Annotated in this window: 17 protein-coding genes; 7 read left to right on the top strand and 10 right to left on the bottom strand. The window is 60.0% G+C overall.

From position 1 onward, the window contains the following. Window positions 1-28: 28 nt before the first annotated feature. From ACQK2L_RS08790 to ACQK2L_RS08780, 3 genes are all read left to right on the top strand, one after another. Entirely contained in the window at window positions 29-1504 is a 1476-nt protein-coding gene (locus ACQK2L_RS08790; protein WP_425396573.1) for a sugar MFS transporter, read from the top strand. Next, window positions 1501-2580, top strand: a complete 1080-nt coding sequence (locus tag ACQK2L_RS08785) for an ROK family protein (protein ID WP_425396572.1) — start codon at window positions 1501-1503, stop codon at window positions 2578-2580. The genes ACQK2L_RS08790 and ACQK2L_RS08785 overlap by 4 nt, the downstream gene beginning before the upstream one ends. Before the next feature lie 112 nt (window positions 2581-2692). Then, on the top strand, window positions 2693-4111 hold the full coding sequence (locus tag ACQK2L_RS08780) for a glycoside hydrolase family 125 protein (RefSeq protein ID WP_425396571.1): 1419 nt from the start codon (window positions 2693-2695) through the stop codon (window positions 4109-4111). A gap of 323 nt (window positions 4112-4434) precedes the next feature. Here ACQK2L_RS08780 and ACQK2L_RS08775 read toward each other — a convergent pair whose 3' ends face one another. Further along, on the bottom strand, window positions 4435-5535 hold the full coding sequence (locus tag ACQK2L_RS08775; protein ID WP_425396570.1) for a Gfo/Idh/MocA family protein: 1101 nt from the start codon (window positions 5533-5535) through the stop codon (window positions 4435-4437). A gap of 203 nt (window positions 5536-5738) precedes the next feature. Between ACQK2L_RS08775 and ACQK2L_RS08770 the strand changes: the two genes are divergently transcribed. Further along, on the top strand, window positions 5739-6137 hold the full coding sequence (locus tag ACQK2L_RS08770) for a BlaI/MecI/CopY family transcriptional regulator (RefSeq protein ID WP_425396569.1): 399 nt from the start codon (window positions 5739-5741) through the stop codon (window positions 6135-6137). After that, entirely contained in the window at window positions 6134-12712 is a 6579-nt protein-coding gene (locus ACQK2L_RS08765) for a M56 family metallopeptidase (RefSeq protein WP_425396568.1), read from the top strand. Before ACQK2L_RS08770 ends, ACQK2L_RS08765 begins: the two co-directional genes overlap by 4 nt. 14 nt (window positions 12713-12726) lie before the next feature. On the opposite strand, the gene ACQK2L_RS08760 is transcribed toward ACQK2L_RS08765, so the two are convergent. From ACQK2L_RS08760 to ACQK2L_RS08725, 8 genes are all read right to left on the bottom strand, one after another. Further along, entirely contained in the window at window positions 12727-13404 is a 678-nt protein-coding gene (locus tag ACQK2L_RS08760; protein ID WP_425396567.1) for a hypothetical protein, read from the bottom strand. 5 nt (window positions 13405-13409) lie between these two features. Then, window positions 13410-14138 carry a hypothetical protein gene (locus ACQK2L_RS08755; RefSeq protein ID WP_425396566.1) on the bottom strand — a complete coding sequence of 243 codons (729 nt, stop codon included), beginning with the start codon at window positions 14136-14138 and terminating at the stop codon, window positions 13410-13412. Window positions 14139-14165: 27 nt separating this feature from the next. Then, window positions 14166-14858: a hypothetical protein gene (locus ACQK2L_RS08750; RefSeq protein WP_425396565.1), complete on the bottom strand. Its 693-nt coding sequence runs from the start codon at window positions 14856-14858 to the stop codon at window positions 14166-14168. Window positions 14859-14892: 34 nt separating this feature from the next. Continuing rightward, complete coding sequence (locus tag ACQK2L_RS08745; protein WP_425396564.1) at window positions 14893-15627, bottom strand: hypothetical protein; 735 nt, start codon at window positions 15625-15627, stop codon at window positions 14893-14895. 64 nt (window positions 15628-15691) lie between these two features. Next, window positions 15692-16846 carry a DNA topoisomerase IV subunit A gene (locus ACQK2L_RS08740; RefSeq protein ID WP_425396563.1) on the bottom strand — a complete coding sequence of 385 codons (1155 nt, stop codon included), beginning with the start codon at window positions 16844-16846 and terminating at the stop codon, window positions 15692-15694. A gap of 27 nt (window positions 16847-16873) precedes the next feature. Next, window positions 16874-17143, bottom strand: coding sequence for a hypothetical protein (locus ACQK2L_RS08735; protein WP_425396562.1), 270 nt, complete (start codon window positions 17141-17143; stop codon window positions 16874-16876). Next, window positions 17143-17373: a hypothetical protein gene (locus ACQK2L_RS08730; protein ID WP_425396561.1), complete on the bottom strand. Its 231-nt coding sequence runs from the start codon at window positions 17371-17373 to the stop codon at window positions 17143-17145. The genes ACQK2L_RS08735 and ACQK2L_RS08730 overlap by 1 nt, the downstream gene beginning before the upstream one ends. Window positions 17374-17465: 92 nt before the next feature. Beyond that, window positions 17466-19541, bottom strand: coding sequence for a DNA topoisomerase VI subunit B (locus ACQK2L_RS08725; RefSeq protein ID WP_425396560.1), 2076 nt, complete (start codon window positions 19539-19541; stop codon window positions 17466-17468). Between the two features lie 326 nt (window positions 19542-19867). On the opposite strand from ACQK2L_RS08725, the gene ACQK2L_RS08720 reads away from it, so the two are divergent. Both ACQK2L_RS08720 and ACQK2L_RS08715 read left to right on the top strand, forming a co-directional pair. After that, window positions 19868-20422, top strand: a complete 555-nt coding sequence (locus ACQK2L_RS08720) for a hypothetical protein (RefSeq protein ID WP_425396559.1) — start codon at window positions 19868-19870, stop codon at window positions 20420-20422. 84 nt (window positions 20423-20506) lie between these two features. After that, a complete protein-coding gene (locus ACQK2L_RS08715; RefSeq protein ID WP_425396558.1) occupies window positions 20507-20872 on the top strand; it encodes a hypothetical protein in 366 nt (121 codons plus the stop codon). A gap of 122 nt (window positions 20873-20994) precedes the next feature. Here ACQK2L_RS08715 and ACQK2L_RS08710 read toward each other — a convergent pair whose 3' ends face one another. Next, the gene (locus ACQK2L_RS08710) at window positions 20995-22176 is read right to left on the bottom strand and encodes a hypothetical protein (RefSeq protein WP_425396557.1); all 1182 of its coding nucleotides are present in this window, start codon (window positions 22174-22176) and stop codon (window positions 20995-20997) included. Between the last annotated feature and the right edge of the window lie 100 nt (window positions 22177-22276).

Genomic DNA, 22276 nt, shown 5'->3' with positions numbered 1-22276 from the left:
ACCTTTCATTCCGTAACGGGATCCATCTATGCCAGGTGCTGTTGATACTTCGACCAATCCCTACGAGTCGTCCGAGGCCGCGCCCAATTCGGTCTATAGTGGTAAAACGACAGGGCCGTTCATCACCATCACGTTGTTGTTCTTCTTTTGGGGCTTCATCACGGTGATGAATGATGTGTTGATCCCCTTCCTGAAGGGCAGCTTCGAGCTGTCGTTCTTCCAGGCAGCGCTTGTTCAAGGTGCGTTCTTTGGCGCTTTCTTTGTGATTTCAGCCATCTACTTCGGAATTTCTTCCAGTAGTGGCGATCCGATCAACCGATTCGGCTACCAGAAGACGATCGTACTAGCGCTGATCGTATGCGCGGCGGGTTGTGCCTTGTTTTCTCCAGCGGCGGGCTTTGCTTACTACCCGTTCTTCCTGGGGGCGTTGTTTCTGCTAGCAACCGGCGTGACCATTCTGCAGATCGCGGCGAATCCTTACGCCGCGATCCTCGGTAAGCCGGAGAACGCTTCGGCACGTTTGAATCTCGCGCAGGGGTTCAATTCGCTTGGCACCACGCTCGCACCGATTGTAGGAGGACTATTGCTCTACAAAGTGTTTGCGTCCGAGGGCGAAGTGACACTTCAATCCATCGAAACGCCCTACCTGATTTACGGCGGAATGTTCCTCGCTCTTGCCGTATTGGTTGGCGTAAGCAAACTCCCTTCCATCGCCGGCGGTAACAAGATCGAGGGGGGCAACGCCCTGCAGTTCCCACAGCTCGTATTAGGGATGATCGGAATCTTCCTATATGTCGGCGCCGAGGTGGCTATCGGCAGCTTCTTGATCAACTTCATGGCGCACGAAGACATCATGGGCTGGCCTGAAGACGTCGCCAGTATCTACCTCTCCTACTATTGGGGAGGCCTGATGATCGGCCGTCTGTGCGGTGCGATTGCCATGACCCAGATGGCCAATCCTGCCAAGAAGCCTATCTACATTGTGCTTACCGCAGCCGGCTTGATTGCGCTGATTTACTTCGTCACGGCGATTCGCCACGAGGGCAACGTGTTCACCATGGAGTTCATGCCGTTCGCCGAACTCTTGCCGTTTATTGGCCTGGTAGTCCTCTGCCTGGGCACGTTAGCCGTGGGCAAAGGCAAACCTGCGCTCACGCTGGCCATCTTCTGTGCCACGTTAATCCTGCTGCTTGTGGTCACGGCACTGGCTAGTGGCAAAATTGCTCTGTGGGCAGCGCTCGGTATCGGGCTATTCAACTCGATTATGTGGTCGAACATCTTTACGCTGGCCATCGACGATCTGGGTGAGCACACTTCGCAAGGTTCGTCGCTATTGGTGATGATGATCGTCGGCGGTGCGATTTTTCCGCTGATCATGGGCGCCACGGCCGACTTCGTGGGTGTCCGCGCCGCCTTCCTGGTGCCCATCATTAGCTACATCTACATCGGCTTCTACGGCTGGTGGAGCCAGCGGCGGATTGCGGCCAAGCAGGTGGCAACATGACCGGGAACTCGGACAAACCGCTGGTCCTCACGCTCGATGCTGGCGGGACGAATTTCTCGTTCGCCGCGTTGTGCGATGGCAAGCAGGTGGGCGACACCGTGGTGTTACCAGCCGAGGCCAACGACCGGGAGCGGAGCCTCGCCAACTTGTTCGAAGGCTTCGGGCGCGTCGCCGATGCAGCAGGTGGTTCGCCGCGCGCGATCAGCTTTGCGTTCCCCGGCCCGGCCGATTATCGCCGCGGCGTGTTGTACAACGTCGGCAACCTGCCGGCCTACGCGGGCGGCGTGCCGCTCGCCGATATTCTCTCCGAGAGGTTCGGCGTCCCGGTGCTGATCAACAACGATGGCGACCTGTTCGCGCTGGGCGAAGCGACCGCCGGCCTCTTGCCCGAGGTGAATTCCAAACTCGAAGCGGCCGGCAGCCCGCAACGGTATCGCAACTTGATCGGACTAACGCTCGGCACCGGGTTCGGCGGCGGCATTGTGCTCAATGGCGAGTTGCTCGAGGGCGACAACTCACTCTCCGGCGAAGTCTGGCTGCTGCGGCACGGCCTCGAACCCGACGTGAACGCTGAAGAGGGCGTGAGCATCCGCGCGGTAACCGGCGCGTACACCGCGGCAGCCTCGGATCCCAAGGCGGGCGAGCGCACTCCGCACGACATCGCCCGCATCGCGGAGGAAGAACTCGAAGGCGACGCCATGGCCGCGCGCGAAGCGTTCGCCAAGCTCGGTCTCGTGCTGGGCGACGCGATCGCAAACCTGGTCACCGTGCTCGATGGTTTGGTGGTGATCGGCGGCGGCTTGTCCAAGTCGCACGAGCTGTTCATGCCGGCGCTACTGAAGATGGTCAACAGCCCTTACTCCGACCAACCCGGCGCGCAGCCGCGCCTGGTGCAACACGTTTACAACCTGGAAGACCCGTCCGAAGCCGAGAGGTTCTACCAACCGCCACCACTATCGGCCAGCGGCGAGCCCGAGTACCACCCCCGCACCGCCGTAGGCATCTCGCGCCTCGGCGCCAACGAAGCCGTGGGCCTTGGCGCGTACGCCGTGGCAATCGCGGCACTAGAAAACTAACGTCTTCACCCTCCCGCTTGCGGGAGGGTCGCGGTCTCAGCCGCGGGGAGGGCAGCACCACGAGTCGGACATGACTTTCACAACAATAATGGCTTTCACCAGAGACACCCCCATGAACACCCATCGCACCTTACAAGTCATCCTACTACTCGCGCTCACCGCCCTGCCCTGCCGCCTCGACGCGCAAACAGAGTTCCAATCCAAACGCCCGCCCGAAAGCGAACGTTGCTTCACCAGCCCGACCATCGAGAAGACGATCGCCGACGTGAAGAGTCGCATTGCCGATCCCGAGCTCGCGTGGATGTTCGAGAACTGCTACCCCAACACGCTCGACACAACGGTCGACTACGAGGTGATCGACGGCAAGCCCGACACGTTCATCATCACCGGCGACATCGACGCGATGTGGCTCCGCGATTCCACGGCCCAGGTGTGGCCGTACATGCCGTACATCAAAGAGGACGAGAAGCTGCGGAAGCTGGTCGAGGGCCTGGTGCGGCGGCAGACCAAGTGCGTGCTGTTGGATCCGTACGCCAACGCGTTTTACAAGGACATGCAGCGTGAGTCGCACTGGAAGGACGACCGCCCGACGCCGATCGACGGGGTGCACGAGCGGAAGTGGGAGATCGACTCGCTGTGCTACACCGTGCGTCTGGCCAACGAGTACTACCAACTGACCGGCGATGTTTCGATATTCGACGACGATTGGCAGCGCGCCGCGAAGACGATTGTCGAGACGTTCCGCACCGAGCAACGCAAGAACGGCACGCCGTTCCGCTTCACGCGCAAGACCGACCGCATGCTCGACGCCCCGCCGTTTGATGGCACCAGCCGCCCGGTGAAGCCGGTGGGACTGATCGCGTCGGCCTTCCGCCCCAGCGACGACAGCACGCTGTTTCCGTTCCTCATCCCGTCGAACCTGTTCGCGGTGCAATCGCTCGGGCAGATGGAGGCCATCTTCCGCGACGTATTGAACGACGACGAGACTGCCGACGAGTGCAAGTCGCTGGCCAACGAAGTGCAGGCGGCGATCGACAAGTACGCCAAGGTCGACCATCTCGACTTCGGCGAGATCTACGCCTACGAAGTCGACGGCCACGGCAACCGCGTGTTCTGGGACGACGCCAACGTGCCAAGTTTGATGTCGCTGGCGTACCTCGGCGTGCACCAGCCGAGCGACCCCATCTACATGCGAACGCGCAAGTTCCTTTTGAGCGAAAACAACCCGTACTACTTCCGCGGCACGGCCGCCGAGGGACAAGCGAGCCCTCACACCGGCAAAGTCCGCATCTGGCCGATGGGCATCATCCTGCGAGCAATGACTAGCGCCTCGGACGACGAGATCACGCAGTGCCTGACGATGCTCAAAAACACCCACGCCGACACCGGTTTCATGCACGAAGCGTTCAACAAAGACGACCCCCAGGACTACACCCGCGACTGGTTCGCCTGGGCCAACACCCTGTTCGGCGAGCTGATCGTGAAGATCGACAACGAACGCCCGGAGTTGTTGAAGCAGCAGCTGGAGTAACGCGCCGCTTCCTTAGTACTATGGCCGCCGGTGGCCGTAGAAAACGCGGCACAGCGTGTAGCCACGGAGTGGCGACCGCGCATAGCCTGGGGCGCGAGCCCCAGGTTGGGAACGCCAATTACCCGAGAGCCGCGGAGCGGCGACAGCGGGCTCCCCTCGCATGGCATACGTTGCCCAGAATCGCTGTCGCCACTCCGTGGCTTGCGTTATTCAATGCACGCGTCCCAGGGACTGGCGTCCCAGGCTATGCGCGGTCGCCGCTCCGCGGCTAACTCCTAAGCGCTGGTCCGGGCGACGCCGGCAGCCATGCTCCACCCTGCGCATCAATCCAATTCCACCGTCTTACCGCTCGCCGCCGATTGCTTGGCCGCTTCCAAAATCTCCATCACGATCAGATTGTTTTCGAGCGATGACAAGTCCGATGGCGAGATGGTGATAGACTTCCGCACGGCGGCTGCGAGCAGTGCAAAGGGGTCGTTGGCCGGCGGGGCGATGTTCGGCGCGGTGAACTGTTGTTCCTCGGCTTCGCCGGCCAGTCGCACTCGCATGCGGGTACCGTCGACGCAAATGACGTAGCCTGTCTTGCCGTAGACCTCCATGTCTTTGCGATTGAACGGCCAGTTCCACGAAGCTTGGATGATGCCCTGCGTCTGCGGGTACTGGAGCAGGATGGTCGCTTCGTCGTCGACGTGGGGATAGACCTCGGGTTTGATCTGCTGGGTCACGGCCGTCACCGACAGCGGTCGCTTGTTGCCCATCAGCTGCGTGATAAGGTTCGCCCCGTAGCAACCGAAGTCGGTAATCGCCCCGCCGCCGTTGAGTTTGGGATCGACCAGCCACTCGAGAAACTCCTCGTTGACGCCAATCTCACGAGGGCCAGAATGGCCATCATGAACCACGATTTTTCGCAGCGGCCCTAGCGCGCTGTCCCGCGCCAGGCGGTAAGCCTCCGCATTGCTGGCGTACCAGGTGGTTTCGTAGTTGGTCAGCAGCAAGATGTTGTGCTCGCGGGCGAGGGTCGCCATTTCGCGTCCGTGCGCAAGATTTACAGCGAGCGGCTTCTCGACCATCACATGGATGTTGCGTGGCGCGCAAGCGCGCACTACTTCCAGGTGGCCGTGAATCGTGTTGAACGCGGCAACCGCCTCGGGCTTGGACTTCTGTAACATCTCCTCAATCGTGGGATAGACGATGTCCATGCTGAAACCATGTTGATCGGCATAGCGGCGCGCCAATTCCGTGTTGGGCTCGGCAATGCCGACGACCTCGATGTCGCCCCGGTCACCGCGGCCCAGAATGCCGTGCACGTGGGTATGTACCAAACCAACAACACCAACACGCACGGGCCGAGGGCGCTCTTCGGCTCCGGCGGTCGCACTGAACAACAAGACGGGCATGGCGACTGGCAGAAGATACTTAAGCATGCGATTTCGAAACAAGAGAACGTAATCAGAAGGGACGAAGCTCATCTTACCTGGGCACAAACCTCGACGCGAGCGATACCTCATCCGACTACGTTCATCGTCTGCGTTTACTAAACCTCGGGTTTTTTGGCCAGCAGCTGTTGACGTCGAGTTTTATAGACGTTAATGTCTATGAAACTCGACGATCCCTCAGGAAACCCGCCATGGCCCGTCCTCCCTCCCGCTATCCGACAGAATTGGAGCTGCAAGTACTGCAGATTTTGTGGCGTGTCGGCGAGAGTTCGGTCATGGGCGTCCGCGATGCCCTGGCCGAGGATCGAGACCGCGACATCGCTCGCACTTCGGTCGTCACCACGCTCAACGTGATGGCCGACAAAGGGCTGGTCCATCGGCGACAGGAAGGGCGGGCGTATCTCTTTTCGCACGCGGTGACGCAGGAAGAAGTTTCTCAAGGCATGCTGGGTGACTTGCTCGACCGCGTCTTTGACGGTTCCGCCGAGGCGTTGCTGCTGAACTTGCTCGACTCGGAGCATGTGGACGACGAAGAACACCGTGCCTTGCGTCGGTTGATCAACCGCAAACGGGGAGGAGGCAAGCAATGAATCTCTCGACTTACATCGCTCCGGAAACCTCTGCCTGGGTCGTCCAATCGCTGGCGCACGTGCTTTGGCAAGGCGTTCTCTTCGCGGGATTGGCCGCGGTCGCTGCGCTGCTGCTGCGCAGGCGTTCCGCGCAGGCCCGTTATGGTGTGTACTGCACCGCGATGCTGCTCACCGCGGCGTGTTTGCCGCTCAATCTGTGGCTGCTCGCGCCGAATGACACCAGCGGTTCGGCCGTCGTCCTGCCGGTAGCAGCGGTCGACTCGACAAGCCCCATCGCTCCTGCGAGCGCCGAAGCGGCTCCAGGGAATGTCGATGCGTCGCACGCTCCCGTTCCACCCGCGCCAGTAGAACTAAATCCTGCGCAGGAAGTCTCCGAGCCTCTCCCAACCGATACCGACTGGATCGCTGCATGGCAGTGGGCCACCCCGTGGATCGTGATCGTGTACATTGCGGGCATCGTAGCGATGGCCGTGCGACTGATGATGGGCCTTTACGGTTGCCAACGCCTGCGAAAGACGGCACAGCCGATTCGCGACCCGCAAGTTCAACAGTTGCTGGCTCGACTAGGCGAGCGGCTTCGTCTGAAGGTGCTGCCGGTGGTCGCCTACTCGGCGCGTGTCACGACACCGCTGGTTGTGGGTGTGGTCAAACCGGCAATCCTGCTGCCAGTAGCGATCCTCAGCGACCTGACCACCGAACAGGTCGAGTCGCTGTTGATGCACGAACTGGCCCACATCCGCCGCTACGACCATTGGGTGAACCTGCTACAGCGAGTCGTCGAAGCGGTGCTGTTCTTTCACCCGGCCGTGTGGTGGTTGAGCCACAAGATCAGCGTCGAGCGAGAGCACTGCTGCGACGACCTGGCGATCCGCTGGGGCAGCAAGCCGTGCGACTACGCCGAATTGCTGGTGCGAGTATCGGAATCCCAATACCGCACGGTGGGGTTAAGCGTGTCGAGCGCGGCTTCGCTGGCAGCCTCGCGCGGCCGGCCCAGTCAATTGCGGAGCCGAGTGCTGCGTGTGCTGGGAATGCCACACGCCGGGCCGAGCATCGGCCTCACGCGTCTGGGCGTTGGCACGCTGCTGGCGATCGCCGTTACGTCGGCCGTGTTGCTGGCGGCGATGCCGGAAGAGGAAAGCGTGGATCTGATCGGTGACAATTCGAGCGTAGACGACCGCGATGCCGATGGCGTGACTCCGCTCTGGAGAGCAGTACGGTTTTCGAAATCGGAGAGTGTGCGTGCGCTGCTGGCGGATGGTGCCGACCCAAACATCGCTGACTTGAAGCAAGGATGGACACCACTGCATTGTAACGCGTTCTGCAACTCGGGTCCCAAGGGCGTGGACATCGGGCAGCAACTCTTAGACCACGGTGCGGATGCCAATGCTGTCGAACCCACCTACGGGGAGTCTCCTCTGCATTACGCGGTGCGTGTCGCAAAGTCGGTAGCGCTATCTGAGCAACTTCTTGAGGCTGGGGCCGATGTCAATAAGAAGTCGTTGAAAGGTTCCACGCCGTTGCAGTTCGCAGTGATGGTTGGCGCGCCGGAACTGGCGAAGCTTCTGCTCGATAACGACGCCGATCCGGAGTTGCGCAATGACGCAGGCTTTCGACCGATCGACCAGATTAACGCGATCGCGCCCGAAACCGCACTGGAAATTCAGGAGGTCTTTCGCCAGCACGGAGCAGACGACCAACGTCGGCCTGAGCTATTGAAAAAGCACCAGAAGCAAAGTGCGGAATCACCTGCCAGGATTGTCGGCAAGATCGTACTAGAGGACGGTTCGCCTGCCGACGTGGAAGGATGGATGACCTACCACTCGCGATACTTAAGCGGAAACGGGGCCAGTGGAAATCAGGGTCGCTACACCGATGAGTTCGCCTTCGGAGTCGGCGCTGGGACCACGTGGCTTACCTACTACGCCGATGGCTACGCCCCGACGTGGACCAGCAAACTCGAACTATCGCCGGGTGAGCTTCGCGACGATATCGTGCTGGTGCTCAAGCCTGGCGTCTCGCAGCGCGTGCGGATCGTCGACGAGGATGGAGAGCCCATCCCGAACGCGACCCTGGTGGCACACCCCGAGATTTACGGTCAGTCTGGAGGACCCGTCCACAAACATCAAACCGACCAGCGCGGTGAATACTTGCTGGAGCACCTGGCCGAGGCCAAGTACTCCTTCAACGTGGAAGCCTCCGGCTATGAACCGATGCAAGGCGAACTTCATGATTTGCAACCCGACGCTACGATCACCTTGCAACTTTCGGCCGCTGCAAAGACAACCGGCGTGGTGCTGCGGGAATCTGACCGCACGCCACTGGCAGGCGCCAGTATCCGGCTGGTGCACCAATCAAGCCAAGCGGGGCCTGATCGAGGCTTTAGCGACTCGCGCAAATACTCTTGGTGGGGAGAACAATACACGGTAACCGACGAGCAGGGCCAGTTCACTCTCGACCGACTTACCCGCGGATCCAAGTACCTGGCCGTGATCGAAGCGGAAGACGGCGCCCGCGTCATTGTCCACGGACTGGAAGCAGGCGGTTCGTCTGAGATTCTGGTTCCGCCGCGGCGCGACCTGGTGGTGAATCTCACCGGCGACTTGAGTCAACTCAAGCAGGGCAATTGGAAACCGCGAATCAGTGCGCGGCAGCGCGTGCCATTCAAACCGTGGCCCAATGAGAACGTGGGGGAACTGCTCGGCGGCGACGTCGTCATCGAACCGGTGCCCGGCGGTGGCAAAGCAGTGCTCCGCGGCCTGGCCGTCGATCTGAACTCGCCGCTGGAACAGCAGGAAGTCAGGGTCTACCTCCCGGGGAACGAGGGCTACGAACGAACGGTCGCGATCAACCCGCGTGGCGACACGGTGGTTGAGATTAACCTTGGTGGTGAGGCGAGTTCTGAACAGTCCACCGCGGACGAGCACACTAAGCAACTGCAAGGCAGCCCCGTCACCACCGTGCGGCAGTGGATGCGGCTGGCAGTTGCCGGCGACGACGATGCGGCCGCGAAGTTGGTCGCGCCAGGCGGGCCCAATCAAACGGACGACTACCGCGAGGCGGCCAGTAGAAATGAGATCACCCTGAAAGAAGCCTACGCTACGTCGCAAGGCGCGGTGGTCATCACCTCCGCCCTGCCATCGAAGAGAGGTCGTGTTGGTGTTATGGTCTTTCGCCTTCACCAAGTGGACGGACAGTGGCTGATTAAAGACATCGACTTCGAAGACGTCGAGGAGGCCGACGCCCAAGCGGAAGGCTTCAGGGGCCACCCCGGCGTGAAGGCCATCGAGGTTGATTCCACCACTGCCGTGGATGAGGAACCGCCGACCACTTCCTCGTCACCAGCGGAGGATATCGAATCGCGAGTACTCGAAATACTGCGCACACCTCTCGATTTCGATCCAGCGAAAGGGTCATGGCAAGCTGGCGCTCACGATTCGGCTATCTATTTTGGGCTCGCGGCTTTACCACAGCAAGACGAGGTGGTTGATGTATTGCTCCGGGTGGTCGACGGAGAGCTACTGGAAGGTCTGTTCCAGCAACGCTTGGCAATGAAGCGTTTGGCCGGTTCCGCACCAGAGCGACTAGTACCGCTGCTAATCGAAAAAATAGATCCGACAAGCAAGTTCTCCCTGACCGATAGCGACGATCTCCTCTTGTATCATCAAATCGGTGTCTTGGGAGATATCGGGCCAGATGCGAGCGATGCCATTTCCGTGTTGCTAAAGCTACTCGATACGGAAGACTTGCGACTGCGCGGCGCGGTCGTCGATGCGTTGGTGAAGATCGCCCCGTCGTCGACGGAAGTCATGCACGCGATTGCCAAGCGAACGGATGATCCGCGAACCGTTTATGAGTTAGGGCGTTATGGCAAGTTGGCCAAGCCACTCGGTCCCAAGTTCGTAGAATTGCTCGATGCAGAATCGGAGCGAACGCAGATCTGGGCCGCTTCTGCCCTGGTGACATCTGGCTATGACGAAGCACGGGGGTTCGATTTTCTCATCGGCAAAGTTCGTGCGGGGACGGTTGAGAGTCGCATGTTAGCCGCCACCGCGTTGGCCGCGTTGGGCAGCCAGGCGGAGTCGATGATCCCGCAACTACGCGAATATGAAAATGTCCCGAATGAGCGAGTTGCCAAAGAAGTCCGCGAGGCGATTCGTCGCATCCAGGAAGACGACCGCATCCTGACTCATGCAGAACTCGCGGCCGAAACGGCTGCCGCCAGAGCAGCTGCCAACGCGCCAGCGCGGTTAAAGACCTCCGACACCACACCAGGGGAGTTTGAGTTCACCATCAACCTCGTCGATGACACCACCGGCAAGCCCATTCAGAATGCCGCCGTCCGTTTTAAAGAAGACGAAACAACGTGGTTTGGGGATGGGGAATCGAGCTACGAAGATGCCCGCTGGAGCACTTATTCCGTGATTCAAGACGGAAAACTCAAGCGAGTCGGCGAACTTAATGCTGCGATCGGGCTGGCTCATTTTCAGGTCTTCGCGACTGGATACGAGCCCGTTGAATTCAAGGGCCAAGCGCTGCTCGAACGGGGCCAAGCGGTCACCAAGACCCTACGGATGAAATCTCTTCCGCCTGTCCAATTGGTAGTTACAACCCAGGATGGAAAGCCTGCAGTCGGTGCGACCCTGGAAGCATTGTCCCCTTACGAACATCGACCGAACAACCATTTCTCACATCGCAGTGGGCGTTTCAAGCACTTGGTGCATGTCGACACAAAGTCTGATCGCGACGGAATAATCATCTTTCCGCGGCCAGCCTTCGGCGACGCCGCAAAATATCGTGTTATTCACGGTTCCGGCCATGTCGATTTCCGAATTGCCGACGTTTCAAAGCAAGCGACTGCCCAGGGGCATCCACTCCGCCTGATTCCTCGCGCGACCATCCAAGGACGACTGCTTCCTCAAGTGCGAGATGACGAATTTCTGGAAGTCCACCGGCTAAAGCGCGATAGGAATTCAACCGAAGGGGCCGAGACCGTTGAGCTCGCTGCCAACGGGTCGTTTGAATTACCACAGCGTTTGGCTGGATGGCACACGTTCGTCCATCGCATTCGCACACAGTTTGGCGGCAATTCAGGTACTGACGCCGTTGCGTCCTACGGACCGTTTTATGTGAAGGGCGGCGAGACGCTGAACCTCTCACTGGGGGACGAAGGTCGCAGCGTTATTGGCAAGCTCAGCATGGCATCGAATGACAACTTTGACTTTTCTGGGATGCGGATTTGGACTCGTTACGAAGTCGATATCCCCTTTTCTTATCCTCGGGCACCTCGCGGCCTTAGCGATACTGAGCAGCAAGCATGGTGGGACGAGTACTGGAAGTCCGACCAAGCCCGAAACAACACGGAGTACTACCGGCGCCACATTACCGTTCCGGTTTCGCCAGACGGCAGCTTTCACTTCCCCTCGCTGCCGCCTGGCAAATACGAATTGCTTCTGAACGAACAATATTGGGAAGAAGGTCGTCCGCGTCTCAAGCTGATCAATCCCGAACTGGTTGTTCCGGATCAGGATCTCGGAGCCGTGTTGGATCTACAGGAGGTCGCGGTCCAGCCGAGGGAAGAGCCGCAACCACACCACCTCCACGACGACCACACCCACCATGAGCCACAGCAATCTCAGCCTGATGACTCGTTGGTTGTCAAACTCCGAGACAAAGACGGCAATCCCATCCCGAACGTCAAGCTCCGGGTGTATGACGGCCAAAACGTTTGGAGTGGCCAAGCCGCCAAGTACAAGATGGAGCAAGTCGTGTCCAATGCCGAGGGCGATGCCGTTTTGGATGGGTTCTTTGAGCGCATCCCTGAGGGGGCGGGCTACTGGATCGAGATATTTCGCCAGGAAGGAGCAAACTGGAGCCCTCCCAAACGACTCATCGGTTGGGCGGCCGGCCTTACTAAGTTGCACGCGGAAAATCCGCTCATTAACACCAAAGAAATCGCCGGTGGCCTCGAGATCACTCTAACCCTGCGTGAAAAGTGTCCGGCCGACATCGAGATCGTCGACGCTGCAACCGGTAAGCGGAAACACTTCGCGCAGTTGCTATTCAAAGACGATCGCGTCGATAACTGGACCGTGGCGGCTCTGCAGGACTACGTAGGAGATCCCGGCGGAGAGGATGTGGGTCGCTTGGGGCTGGACTTCTTCACGACGCTCATCCCCGAGATGTCCACCGCCCAGTTCATGGCCACTCGCGAAGGCTACTACCCGGTGGAGTTTCAACTCTCCGAGCAGCTGAGTCCCGAGAAGACGGTCCACCAACGGGTCGAATTGAAGCCCGCCCCTTCCATCGAACTGACCATTCTGGACGCGAATGATACGCCAGTGGTCGGCGCACAGCTTGAGTACCTTGGTCCCAACCTGCGTGGCTCTTACTCGCCCGTCAAGCCGTCCGACGACGCCGGCAAGATCGCGCTGAAGTATCCCGAGTTGGGCGCGCTGGCCCGGTATCGCATCAAGCATTCCGGTGGCGAAGTCGAAGTCGACGCCAAAGCTTGGCTGGAAGGGCATGACGACCTGGATTCGGCGGAGACGATCAAGGCAACGGTGCGCTTGCCCTAGAGCAACGCCTTCGCTTATCGCAGTTCCCTTTGGAACTGCCAGGCTACCCATGCGTAGTACAGCCAATTTGCCGCTGCAAGCAGGCCCGACACGACACCGAAGACTTGTTCTGCGAAGTAGGTCTGCTTAGGCGTGCCCGCTAGCAAGAACGCGGTGCTCGCGACCACGGACAACAGCAGTGCGATGATGCCCACCCAGGCGAGCCGCGCAGTGGCTCGTTTCAGTCGTTCGCTATCGCACCACTTGGCAACGCGATACAAGCACAGCCAGAACAAGGTGGGCGCCCCGAAGAAGCAGACTACCATGACAACCATGGTGTCGGTCGTTGCGCTACCACCCATCACGCCGCCGACGTAGTGCATGAAGGCCGCACTCACGGCCCACTGCGTGGCATTCGTCTTGGCCGGAACGAAGGTGCACATCAAGTAGCCCACCCCCAAACCAAAACGGGTTAACAGGGCAAGCCCCCACATGATCGATCCCAGCATGCCATCGGGGACTGAGTCGACGTAGACGGGAGTGGACATCAGCCATCCATACACCGCCGAGAGGATTGCCGAGATCGCGAAACCGCAAGCGAGCACCAGCAAGCCGTTGCTGGCCGCTGGAGTCAGTGTGGGCTTGGGCTCTTCAAGCGGACCGTCCCCTTCTGTCGGCACCGTTGTTCCTGGCGGGGCGTATGGGTTTTCCATGGTCGTTACGCTGAAATGGCTTTGCGAAGGTAGGTCACCGTGTTGGCGTACATCACCAGCCCGATGAGTGTCGCGCAAGCGCCGATAAAGATGCTCCAGCCCACCACAGCGCTGACGTTCTCCATGTTCATGCGCTTGGTATACGCTGCGGCAAGCGACACATAGAGCACGAGAATTGCTGCGATGCCGAACACGATGGTCCGCACGGCGCGGCCCGAGACGTCCGGGCGTTTGATGAATCGCGCCACCGAGTACATGAACAGCACAAAGCAGTTGAGCGAAGCGAAGGCGACCAGCCCCGTGGCCAGGCACCACAGGAACAAAGTGCCTTCCGCGGGTTGCACGACAAATGCCGCGCAGACCAACACCAGCGTCAGCCCCTGTAGCACGATCGACGCCACGACCAGCGGCTTGCCTTTAATTTCCGTTGGGGCGGAGTGACAGAGCACCTCGCCGGCAAAGAACACCAGCGATATCAGCACGAGCACGCCACCACACACGGCCAGCAGCGCTCGCTGATTGAGCAAGTCCTCCACCGGCCCGAAAGCTTCACTGCTAACAAGCACGGGCACGGTCATCAGCCACAGCAACAGGCAGCAGATGCCGGTGTACACCAGGGTGAGCCCCAGCTTTACGCTCCCCAACGACTTGGACGACGACTGCAGCCAGGCAACCTCCGGCGGCGTGAAGTCGGCCGTTTGCGGAGCGGCAAAGGGATTGGTCTCTTCTGGCATGCTCGATCAGCCCCCGCGCTGTAGACGTTACACGGAGATGGCTTTGCGGAGATAGGTGACCGTGTTGGCGTACATCACGAAACCGATAAGCATACCGAGCATGGCCGGCAACATGATCAGTCCCAGCGCTGGGTTGGGAGTGATGCTTACGAGTATCCCAGCAACCGCCAGAACAGCAACGGAAACAAGACCCACCACCAACGCGCGCATTGCACGGCCCGCGATGTCGGGCCTTTGGATATAGAGCGCCACGCGCCGGAGGAACAAGATAAAGCAAATGAGAGAAACAGCGTTGGCGAGATACGAAATGCCGACAACGACGATCGCGGCAGGACCGTCGGAGAGGGCGAACGTCAGCAGAGTGCACACGAAAGCAAGTCCCTGCAATCCGACCGCAGCATTGATCAGAGGTTTGGCTCCCGACTCAGCGGGGACGGCCAAACACAGAACCTGGCCAACAATCATCATCAAATTCAGCAATACCGTGACGACTCCCAAGACAACACCAATTAGGACGAAGTTCTCCGGCCCCGCCAAAGTGATCATGACAATTGGTCCGCCCAACACCGCGAGCAGTATTCCACAAATACTTGCGTAGACAAGCGTAAGGCCAATTTTCACCTTCCGTAGCGCCTCGGGTTGTTCGGTAGCCCAGAGGACTTCGGGACGTTCGATGCCCGAGGTCTGGGGTGAGGCAAATGGATTGACGTCGTCTGACATGGCTGCGACCAAATGGTAAAGATACGGAAAGGGACTATACACCAGGGCTGCCTGGTTGCGCACTCGACGCAGTGGAAGCCTCTAGTTTACCAAGCTCCCCGCGGACTAAAAGCAGTTGCCAGGCAAAGAACGCGTAGGCAATTCCCAGTAGAAGGCAACACATGAACTCAATGAACAGGTATGGGTTGATCATGTTCCCAATCGTATCGCCCGCGGTGGCTGCAAATCCTGCAAATGCACAGAGTCCCAGCACGACAGCGCCCACCAACCCGACACGCTTGAGCCGCTTGGCGGCGAGGGGGTGGTCTGCACGAAGTGAGTACAAGTAGACAAAGGGCCAAAAGGAAGCCAACGATGGCAGGAAAGCGAAGATGGCAATGTCCACGAAACTAGGAATGCTGATTGGCAGCCAATCAAGTAATCGCGACATCATGACCAGTTGCAGTGCCGCGGCCAGCATGGCGTATCGGACCACTCGGTACCGGGGTGACACGTAGACGCTAAGCAGGAAACCAACCAACAACACGCACCCGGCCAGCCAGCGGAGCCGAATCACCCACAACACCAGCAGCAGGGTGGCGCGAGTTAAGTCAGGAAGAACGAGCAGCTCCACAAGATTAAGGACCAAACAGGCGGCCATCCCTGCGGTCCCCACTGCCACCAACAACAGCGCCCAATGGAGCTGCCGGTGATAGTCCACGGCCGGTGCCTCGCTTTCCGGTGTTGGCTCACCACGATCGGACGCCTCTGGCGCTTCGTATGGATTCACCAATCGATCTTCCCCCCTGCCCAACGACTGGGCGCCAGCCTCGATCCCTTTCGAGAGTAATCGGCTAGTCGAGCCAGTCTTGCGCTTCGAGCCGCTCGGGGACATACTCCTCGGTAACGTAGCTGATGTCCACAGTCATCAGGCCTTCCACCTCAACCTTAAAATCGTTCTTGAGCATGCGTTGAATTTCGGCCTGCCAGGGGCGTTTCTTCTCGAACCATGGATAGTTGGCAATCTGCTTGGCTCGCTTGCGGTCGTTATCATTCAGTCCAATGATTGCCGCATCAGGAAGTCCACACCGCTCAACATCGATGCTGCGAAGTCCGATGTACTTGGCATCCGGGATGGCCATTCGCTGCGATTCGAACGCCAGGTTAATCGACCCCTGCTTCAGCACACTGTAGATGTAGTATCCCCAAGGGTCATTGTCGAGAACGCAGTAGACAGGCAACTTGAGTTCGTTGTGCATGCGGTGTAGCAGTCGCCGCACGCCACGAGGCGGCTGTCCGCCGCCGTGAGTGAGCAAGCAGTTGTGTTTCTCCCAAAACCGATCTTCATTGAACCGCTGCCAGACCGTATCTTTTTCAACATGCAGGATGAACTTCGCGCCGCACTTCTTGCGGTCGAGTTCGATGACGTTCGATTCCACGATGGAAGGTATGCCGTAACCACCGGAGCCCATTCGCGAGCAATCGATAACGTCTCCCTTGTCAATCAGCGTGATTGGTCCGACCATGTTGCCGGCTGCCTTCGCGTAGAGATGCAGTTCTTCACGAATGCTGCCTAACAGCACTTCCAGGTCCTCGATGATCGGGTCGCTATCCTTCTGGTCGTCGAACGTGTTCTCGTTCGATCCCGCGATACGGTGCTTGAGCATGTAGTACATACCCCGAAGGCTGGTCGTTTTACCTTCGTTCAGCAAACGCTTGCAGCCGCTGGCCACGAGCATGGTCCGCATGTACGCCTTGGCCTGCGACAGGTCGAACAGCTGGCGGCGGTTCTTGCTGTTGCCCATCTCGATGATCCGCTTGCGGGCGCTGTAGCGGACGTTCGACAGGGTGCGGCTGGGGATGTCGACGTACGGATCGCGCCGCCCCTTGGCCGCTTTGACCACCCCATCGGCTAGACCGGTGATCGAGGCCAGGGTCTTCTTGTCGCGCGGCGTGAGCTTCACGGGGGCTTTGGTGGCGGTTGGTCGAACGGGGCGTTTTTTGGCCATAGGGATCGAAATCTTATCTGTTGAATTTCAAAGATCGGTGTTTGCGACTCGCGCGCTGAGCACCCTCACTTGCTGCTTGCTTTCGTCCACTCGAAAGTAAACCACCAGAGGTGGTTCAATGAGTATTCGCTCATTACTCACCTCGCGCGACTCACCGACCTCCGTCGGGATCATAGTTAGTTGTCGTTCGACGATATCCAAACTCTCGACGAGTTTTTCGCGGCGAACGACATCGAAAGACCTCCAAGCAGTGTCGATCTGCTCGGTGGCCGCCGGATTCCATGCGACGGCGTACATTACTTGATCGATCTCAGATGGGCAATCAACTCATTGGTGGTCATGCCAGGGCCGTCGTAGTCACGTGAAGTGCTCAACTCGTCTTCCGTGAAGTCACCGGCAAGCCCCTTTAGGCCGCCTAACTCACCAGTGGGCGACATTAGTCGACCAAGTAATCTTCCTGACGAGTCGACTACTTCGACAATCTCGCCACTCGACAAGACCTTCAGTGTTTCTTCATCAACTGTCATTCGTACCATCTCAACACCTCAATGGAACACGGAATCGCGTACCTTCATTATAGCAGGGGTTAGAAGTCGGTTTGGACTGAATCCCACCTGGATCACTCTTCCTCATACTCCTCGTCCTCCCCCTCCTCTACCACCTCCACGCGGTTGATCGCCGCTTCGTGTTCGGCGGGGTCGACGATCAGTACGTTGTCGCCCAGGTCGAGTTGGGTGGGGTCTTCTTCGATGGGGCGGCCGCGGTCGTCGAGTTTCATGTCCGCGTCGCTGGTGACCTTCTTGGCTACCTTCAACAGTTCGTCGTACAGTTCTTCCTGCTGGACGCCGTTGATGGTGCTTACCGCGCTCGACACTTCCTTCAGATAACGCATGAAGATCTCGCGGCGGTCGCTTTGCTGGCGGACCTTCATTCGGCGGCGGAGGTACATGCCCAGCTTGCGGCCCACGGCTTGCAGGCCGAGGCGAATCTCCTTTTGGATCTCCGGGTAGCTGGCGATGGCCTCTTTGCTTTCGCTGGTGAACGGCACCCACACGCTGGCGATGTGCACCATGATGCTCACTGGCCCTTTCGGCAGCCCACCGCGCGACTGGCTGAGGCCGTACCCTCGCCAGTTGGTGCCGACCACGGTTTGCGTTACCGCGCACGCGGCCTGCTGGAACTGCAGCGGCACGCGGTTGGCGTAACGCATGACCTCCATCTGCTGGCCCTCGGCGACGTTGATGTTCTTCATCGCGTCGAACAGCCGCTCGCGTTCCTTGGGCTTCAGCCCGCTGGGCGCCTGGCGAGTCTTGAGGGAGGCCGCTTTGACGATCTTATCCGCACCTTCGCCGCCGAGGCCGTTGAATGTGTGGATGAGGAACTGCCGCACGGTGCGAGTGTCGGTCTCTTCCAGCAGCTCGACCAGCAGGTCCATCGTCACGTTCTGCGTGGGGGCGCTGCCACCGTAGGCCAGGCCAACCTCGATCTGAAACGGGTTGCCCCGATACACGGCCGGCGGGCGAGTGGCCGCCGCGTAGAACTCGCCGGGCACCACGTGGTGCAGGCCTTTGAGAATCAGGTCCTCGCCGATCGGGCAAATGCAGTCGGTTGCGGGCGCGGAGATCTTGGTGGTTTGGATCGCCTGGTAGATGGCGTCGGCGTGCGAGCGATCGAGCTTGCGAACTCCGACGCGGGGTTTGACCTTGGCTCCTTCGCACAGTTTGCGAGCGACCGCCGGCGTAACGCGCGAGAACTTGCTTCGCAGGAACTCGCTGATCGACATCGGATCCGACTCTTCGAGCATCTGCGCCAGTCGGCCAACCTCCACGCCGTACGGGTGCGGTTTGATTTCCTTCGGCTCGGGCGGAAGCACTTCGGCGCTGCGGGCGTATTCGTATTCGTAATCTTCCGGATCGATGTAGTGCAGCGTGATGTGCGGATTGGCGATGGCCGTTTGTTGCAGGTACTCGTCGACGCTGCCGCGGCCGCGGACGAACTTCGCTTCGAGCTCGATGGTGACGCGCGTGCCATGCGGTTGATCGACCCACTCGATGCCGTGCTTCTCGATGTACTTGGCGCCTTTGTCGCCGGGCGGGATGTCGACTCCTTCGCCGCGGCCGTTGAGAATCTTCGGTTCGTTCTTCTTGGTGTCGATCTGAATCTCGTAGTAATGCGCCGGCTTGCGGGGCGAGACCTTCGAGATGATCTTCACCGGCTTGCCAGTGGTCTGCACGCCGTACATGCCGGCGGCCGAGATGCCGATGCCTTGCTGGCCGCGACTTTGACGCAGCCGGTGGAACTTCGAACCGTACAGCAGCTTGCCGAAGATCAGCGGAATCTGTTTCTTGAGAATGCCGGGGCCGTTGTCCTGGATGCCAACCTTGTAACGTCCGTTGCCCGTCTGTTCGATGTGCACCCAGATCTCGGGCAGGATGCCGGCTTCTTCGCAAGCGTCGAGTGAGTTGTCGACCGCTTCCTTCACGGTAGTGAGCAGCGCCTTGCGGGGATTGTCGAATCCCAGCAGGTGGCGGTTCTTGGCGAAGAACTCGCTGACCGAGATTTCCTTCTGGTTGGCCGCCATGGCCTTGGCGTCGCTCCGCCGTCGCGAGGCCTTTCGCGCCGGAGTGCCATTCGATGTGCTGGCGGCTGCTGTGCGCGTTGCGGGTTTCTTCTTTCGAGAAGTCGTCTTAGCCAAGGCGAATTGCTCCGGAGATGCAGTCTTGATCGAGGGCTACCGATACCGAATCGGCAATCGCCGCCGGCCGATCCCAGCCGTGGGCGGCGAGGTGGGATTGGCCTCGCGGTGTTAAACTTTGCCGACCGTGCCGATTATAGCGGCCGCGGTGCGGGTCTCCCACCCGAGTCGCAGGCGTCAAACTTGTACGATGTGTTCAACTGTTACAGTTGGCAAATAAAGATTCACCCGCGGGGCCGGTACTGTCCGATTCCTTGGCATACAGAGCGAGGTGATGCCTTGCTCGGATAACCGATTGACCCCTTGCGAATCCCCACCGCCGGTCGATGTGGCACCCCTCCCCTGGCGTGCCGACCCCGCGCATCGACACCCCCCGCGGCGGCCCCCTTTCCCCCGTGCCCGATCGCAAGATCGGAGCCCAGACCCCGGAAGAGGAGCACGCCATCATGCGCTGCCTGAAACAACTTGTGTTTACGGCCGTCGTGGCCGCCATTGCCTGGCAGAGCCTGCCGGTCACCAGCGACACGGCAGATGCCGAGTACGGCTGGAACGGCCGCCGCCGGATCAGCTATCAGCACTCCAAGGACTTGTTCTACAACCAGTACGTCGGACCCGGCCCGGGCCGCGCGGCTGCCGAGATGTACACGTCGCCGATGCCCGTGCCTGCGCACGTCGGTCACATGTACAACACCTATCAGCCGTTCTATCCCAACGAATACCTCTACCAGCACACCCGCTCGTACTACAACTACCATCCCGGCGCCGGGTGGACGCGCACGAACGCCCGCTACGGATCGAGCCATTGCTGGTTCTGCCGCGACATCTGCAGCGGAACGTGCAACCTGTTTGATTGGGACGCGATACTGCATTGCTGTCCGTAGTTCTGACCCACCCAAGGCGAGTCGCCGACCGCCCGCTGGTCGGCGCGCTCTCTTTACGCATTCACTACAACGGAGCCCCCGCTCATGTCCAAGTTCAGTTCCCTCGCCGTGCTGGCGGTGGCCTTTGTGGTCACGTCGGTATCGGCCAACTCCGCCAGCGCGATGGATCCCTACATGTGGCCCAACCACCGCGCGGCGCTCTATCCGTGGCACGGCAACTACGCGCATTCGTCGTACGGCGCGCCCGTCGCCATGGTCGTCCCGCCAACGGCCAACCTGCAGACCAACTGGGGTTGGGGCGTAGGCAGTTCGCGGATCTCACGCATCGACCACCAGTTCGGCCGCAACTACCCAGGCGCGGGTCCGTTCGGTGGTGGTTTCATGATGACACCCCGCTGGCCGCACGACACCACCAACTTCGGCGTGTACAACGTCCGAGGACCTTGGTAGACCGCGCGAGTTGAGTTTGTTAAACGCCGCGAAGCCGCAAGCATTGCTTGCGGCTTCGCGTGTTTTTAGTTGTTTTCTAGTCGCGACGCCACGCGTCGCGCGATGCCTGCGGCTCGGCGGGATTAACCGCCGCATGTGTCGCACGGATCGATCGGCACTCGGACCATCACGGTCCGCGGGACGCGGATCGTGCGTGTGAATGGTACCTGCTTTTGTACCGTGTGCGGGACCTGCACCTTTTCGACCTTGGTCACCAGCTTGCAGACTCGCACCGTGTACGGTTCGACGCGCTCTTCGCGAACCATCCGGCAGGTGGTTACTGGTACTTCGCGGACGCGCTCTTCGCAGACCATCCGGCAGACTTTGACCGGCACCTGCTTCTCGACGCGTTCCACCACCTGGCGGCAGGTCTGGTACGGCACCTTGCGGACACGCTCTTCGCAAACCATCCGGCACACCTGCACCGGCACTTCGCGAACTCGTTGCTCGGTCACCATTCGCGTGACCTGCACCGGCACCTTCTCCACCACTTGCTCAGGCACGTACTGGGTAACCGGCGTTTGCACGGCCACCAGGTTCGGCCTCCAAACTTGCTGAACCACAGGCTGCGCCGGAGCGGTTTGTGTCACCCAGCCCAAACCGGGTCGAGTGGTCTGTACCACGCCGGTTGCAGGGTTTACGGTCTGTGTCGGCGGTACCCAGCGGAGCCGGGGTCCCGTGGTCGCGCCAGGCTGAACGCCGACGACCTGGTTGACGTAGCAACCTTGGTCGACGTATCGCGTCTGGCAAGTAGTCACCGGACGCATCACCGTGCGGCATTGCTGACGCTCGAACGTCTCGGTTACCGGGCGTTGCACGCAGTACCGCTCTTGCCGGGTTTGCGTTTCGACGACCGGGCGCTGCACCGTGTAACGCTCTTCGCGCTGGTGCGTCTCGACAATGTTCCGCACGCGGTTGTAGCTCGCGTCGCGGTATTGAGTCTCATACACAGGGCGCTGCACCGTGTAGCGCTCCTGTCGGGTGGAAGTCTCGCGCACCGGCTTCAGCACCGTGAACCGGCGTTCCCGCTGCTGCGTTTCGTACACGGGGATCTGGCGAGTGACTTCCCGCTCTTCGTAGGCGGTTTCGCAAACCGTGCGATAGCAGGTTATCTGCTTCTCATCCCACACGGTCTGGCATTCCAAACGATAGGTCTGACCGCAACACGCGCTGCAGCCATCCTGTGCGCTGGCTGGGGCCACCGGCAGCGAACCCGCCACAACCACACCGGCCAACGTGCATCGAATTAGTTTTGAGAAGGTCATTCTGTTTTTTCCACCCTGCGCCGCGTTTGGCGGCCGGCTCAATTCCTTCACATCCTTGCGTTGTCGCTGCCCTCGGGTCCCCGCGGAATCCCGCCGACCA

Source organism: Aeoliella sp. (assembly GCF_965227375.1).
Classification (GTDB): Bacteria; Planctomycetota; Planctomycetia; order Pirellulales; family Lacipirellulaceae; genus Aeoliella.
This window is presented reverse-complemented; position numbering and strand designations above follow the sequence as displayed.

What these genes read in the sequence shown, in the direction of transcription:
- ACQK2L_RS08740 (WP_425396563.1), bottom strand. Translation starts at nt 16,846, where the DNA reads ATGGCCAAAAAACGCCCCGTTCGACCAACCGCCACCAAAGCCCCCGTG.
- ACQK2L_RS08790 (WP_425396573.1), top strand. Translation starts at nt 29, where the DNA reads ATGCCAGGTGCTGTTGATACTTCGACCAATCCCTACGAGTCGTCCGAG.
- ACQK2L_RS08765 (WP_425396568.1), top strand. Translation starts at nt 6,134, where the DNA reads ATGAATCTCTCGACTTACATCGCTCCGGAAACCTCTGCCTGGGTCGTC.
- ACQK2L_RS08720 (WP_425396559.1), top strand. Translation starts at nt 19,868, where the DNA reads ATGTGGCACCCCTCCCCTGGCGTGCCGACCCCGCGCATCGACACCCCC.
- ACQK2L_RS08775 (WP_425396570.1), bottom strand. Translation starts at nt 5,535, where the DNA reads ATGCTTAAGTATCTTCTGCCAGTCGCCATGCCCGTCTTGTTGTTCAGT.
- ACQK2L_RS08730 (WP_425396561.1), bottom strand. Translation starts at nt 17,373, where the DNA reads ATGACAGTTGATGAAGAAACACTGAAGGTCTTGTCGAGTGGCGAGATT.
- ACQK2L_RS08710 (WP_425396557.1), bottom strand. Translation starts at nt 22,176, where the DNA reads ATGACCTTCTCAAAACTAATTCGATGCACGTTGGCCGGTGTGGTTGTG.
- ACQK2L_RS08785 (WP_425396572.1), top strand. Translation starts at nt 1,501, where the DNA reads ATGACCGGGAACTCGGACAAACCGCTGGTCCTCACGCTCGATGCTGGC.
- ACQK2L_RS08715 (WP_425396558.1), top strand. Translation starts at nt 20,507, where the DNA reads ATGTCCAAGTTCAGTTCCCTCGCCGTGCTGGCGGTGGCCTTTGTGGTC.
- ACQK2L_RS08770 (WP_425396569.1), top strand. Translation starts at nt 5,739, where the DNA reads ATGGCCCGTCCTCCCTCCCGCTATCCGACAGAATTGGAGCTGCAAGTA.
- ACQK2L_RS08760 (WP_425396567.1), bottom strand. Translation starts at nt 13,404, where the DNA reads ATGGAAAACCCATACGCCCCGCCAGGAACAACGGTGCCGACAGAAGGG.
- ACQK2L_RS08750 (WP_425396565.1), bottom strand. Translation starts at nt 14,858, where the DNA reads ATGTCAGACGACGTCAATCCATTTGCCTCACCCCAGACCTCGGGCATC.
- ACQK2L_RS08735 (WP_425396562.1), bottom strand. Translation starts at nt 17,143, where the DNA reads ATGTACGCCGTCGCATGGAATCCGGCGGCCACCGAGCAGATCGACACT.
- ACQK2L_RS08780 (WP_425396571.1), top strand. Translation starts at nt 2,693, where the DNA reads ATGAACACCCATCGCACCTTACAAGTCATCCTACTACTCGCGCTCACC.
- ACQK2L_RS08755 (WP_425396566.1), bottom strand. Translation starts at nt 14,138, where the DNA reads ATGCCAGAAGAGACCAATCCCTTTGCCGCTCCGCAAACGGCCGACTTC.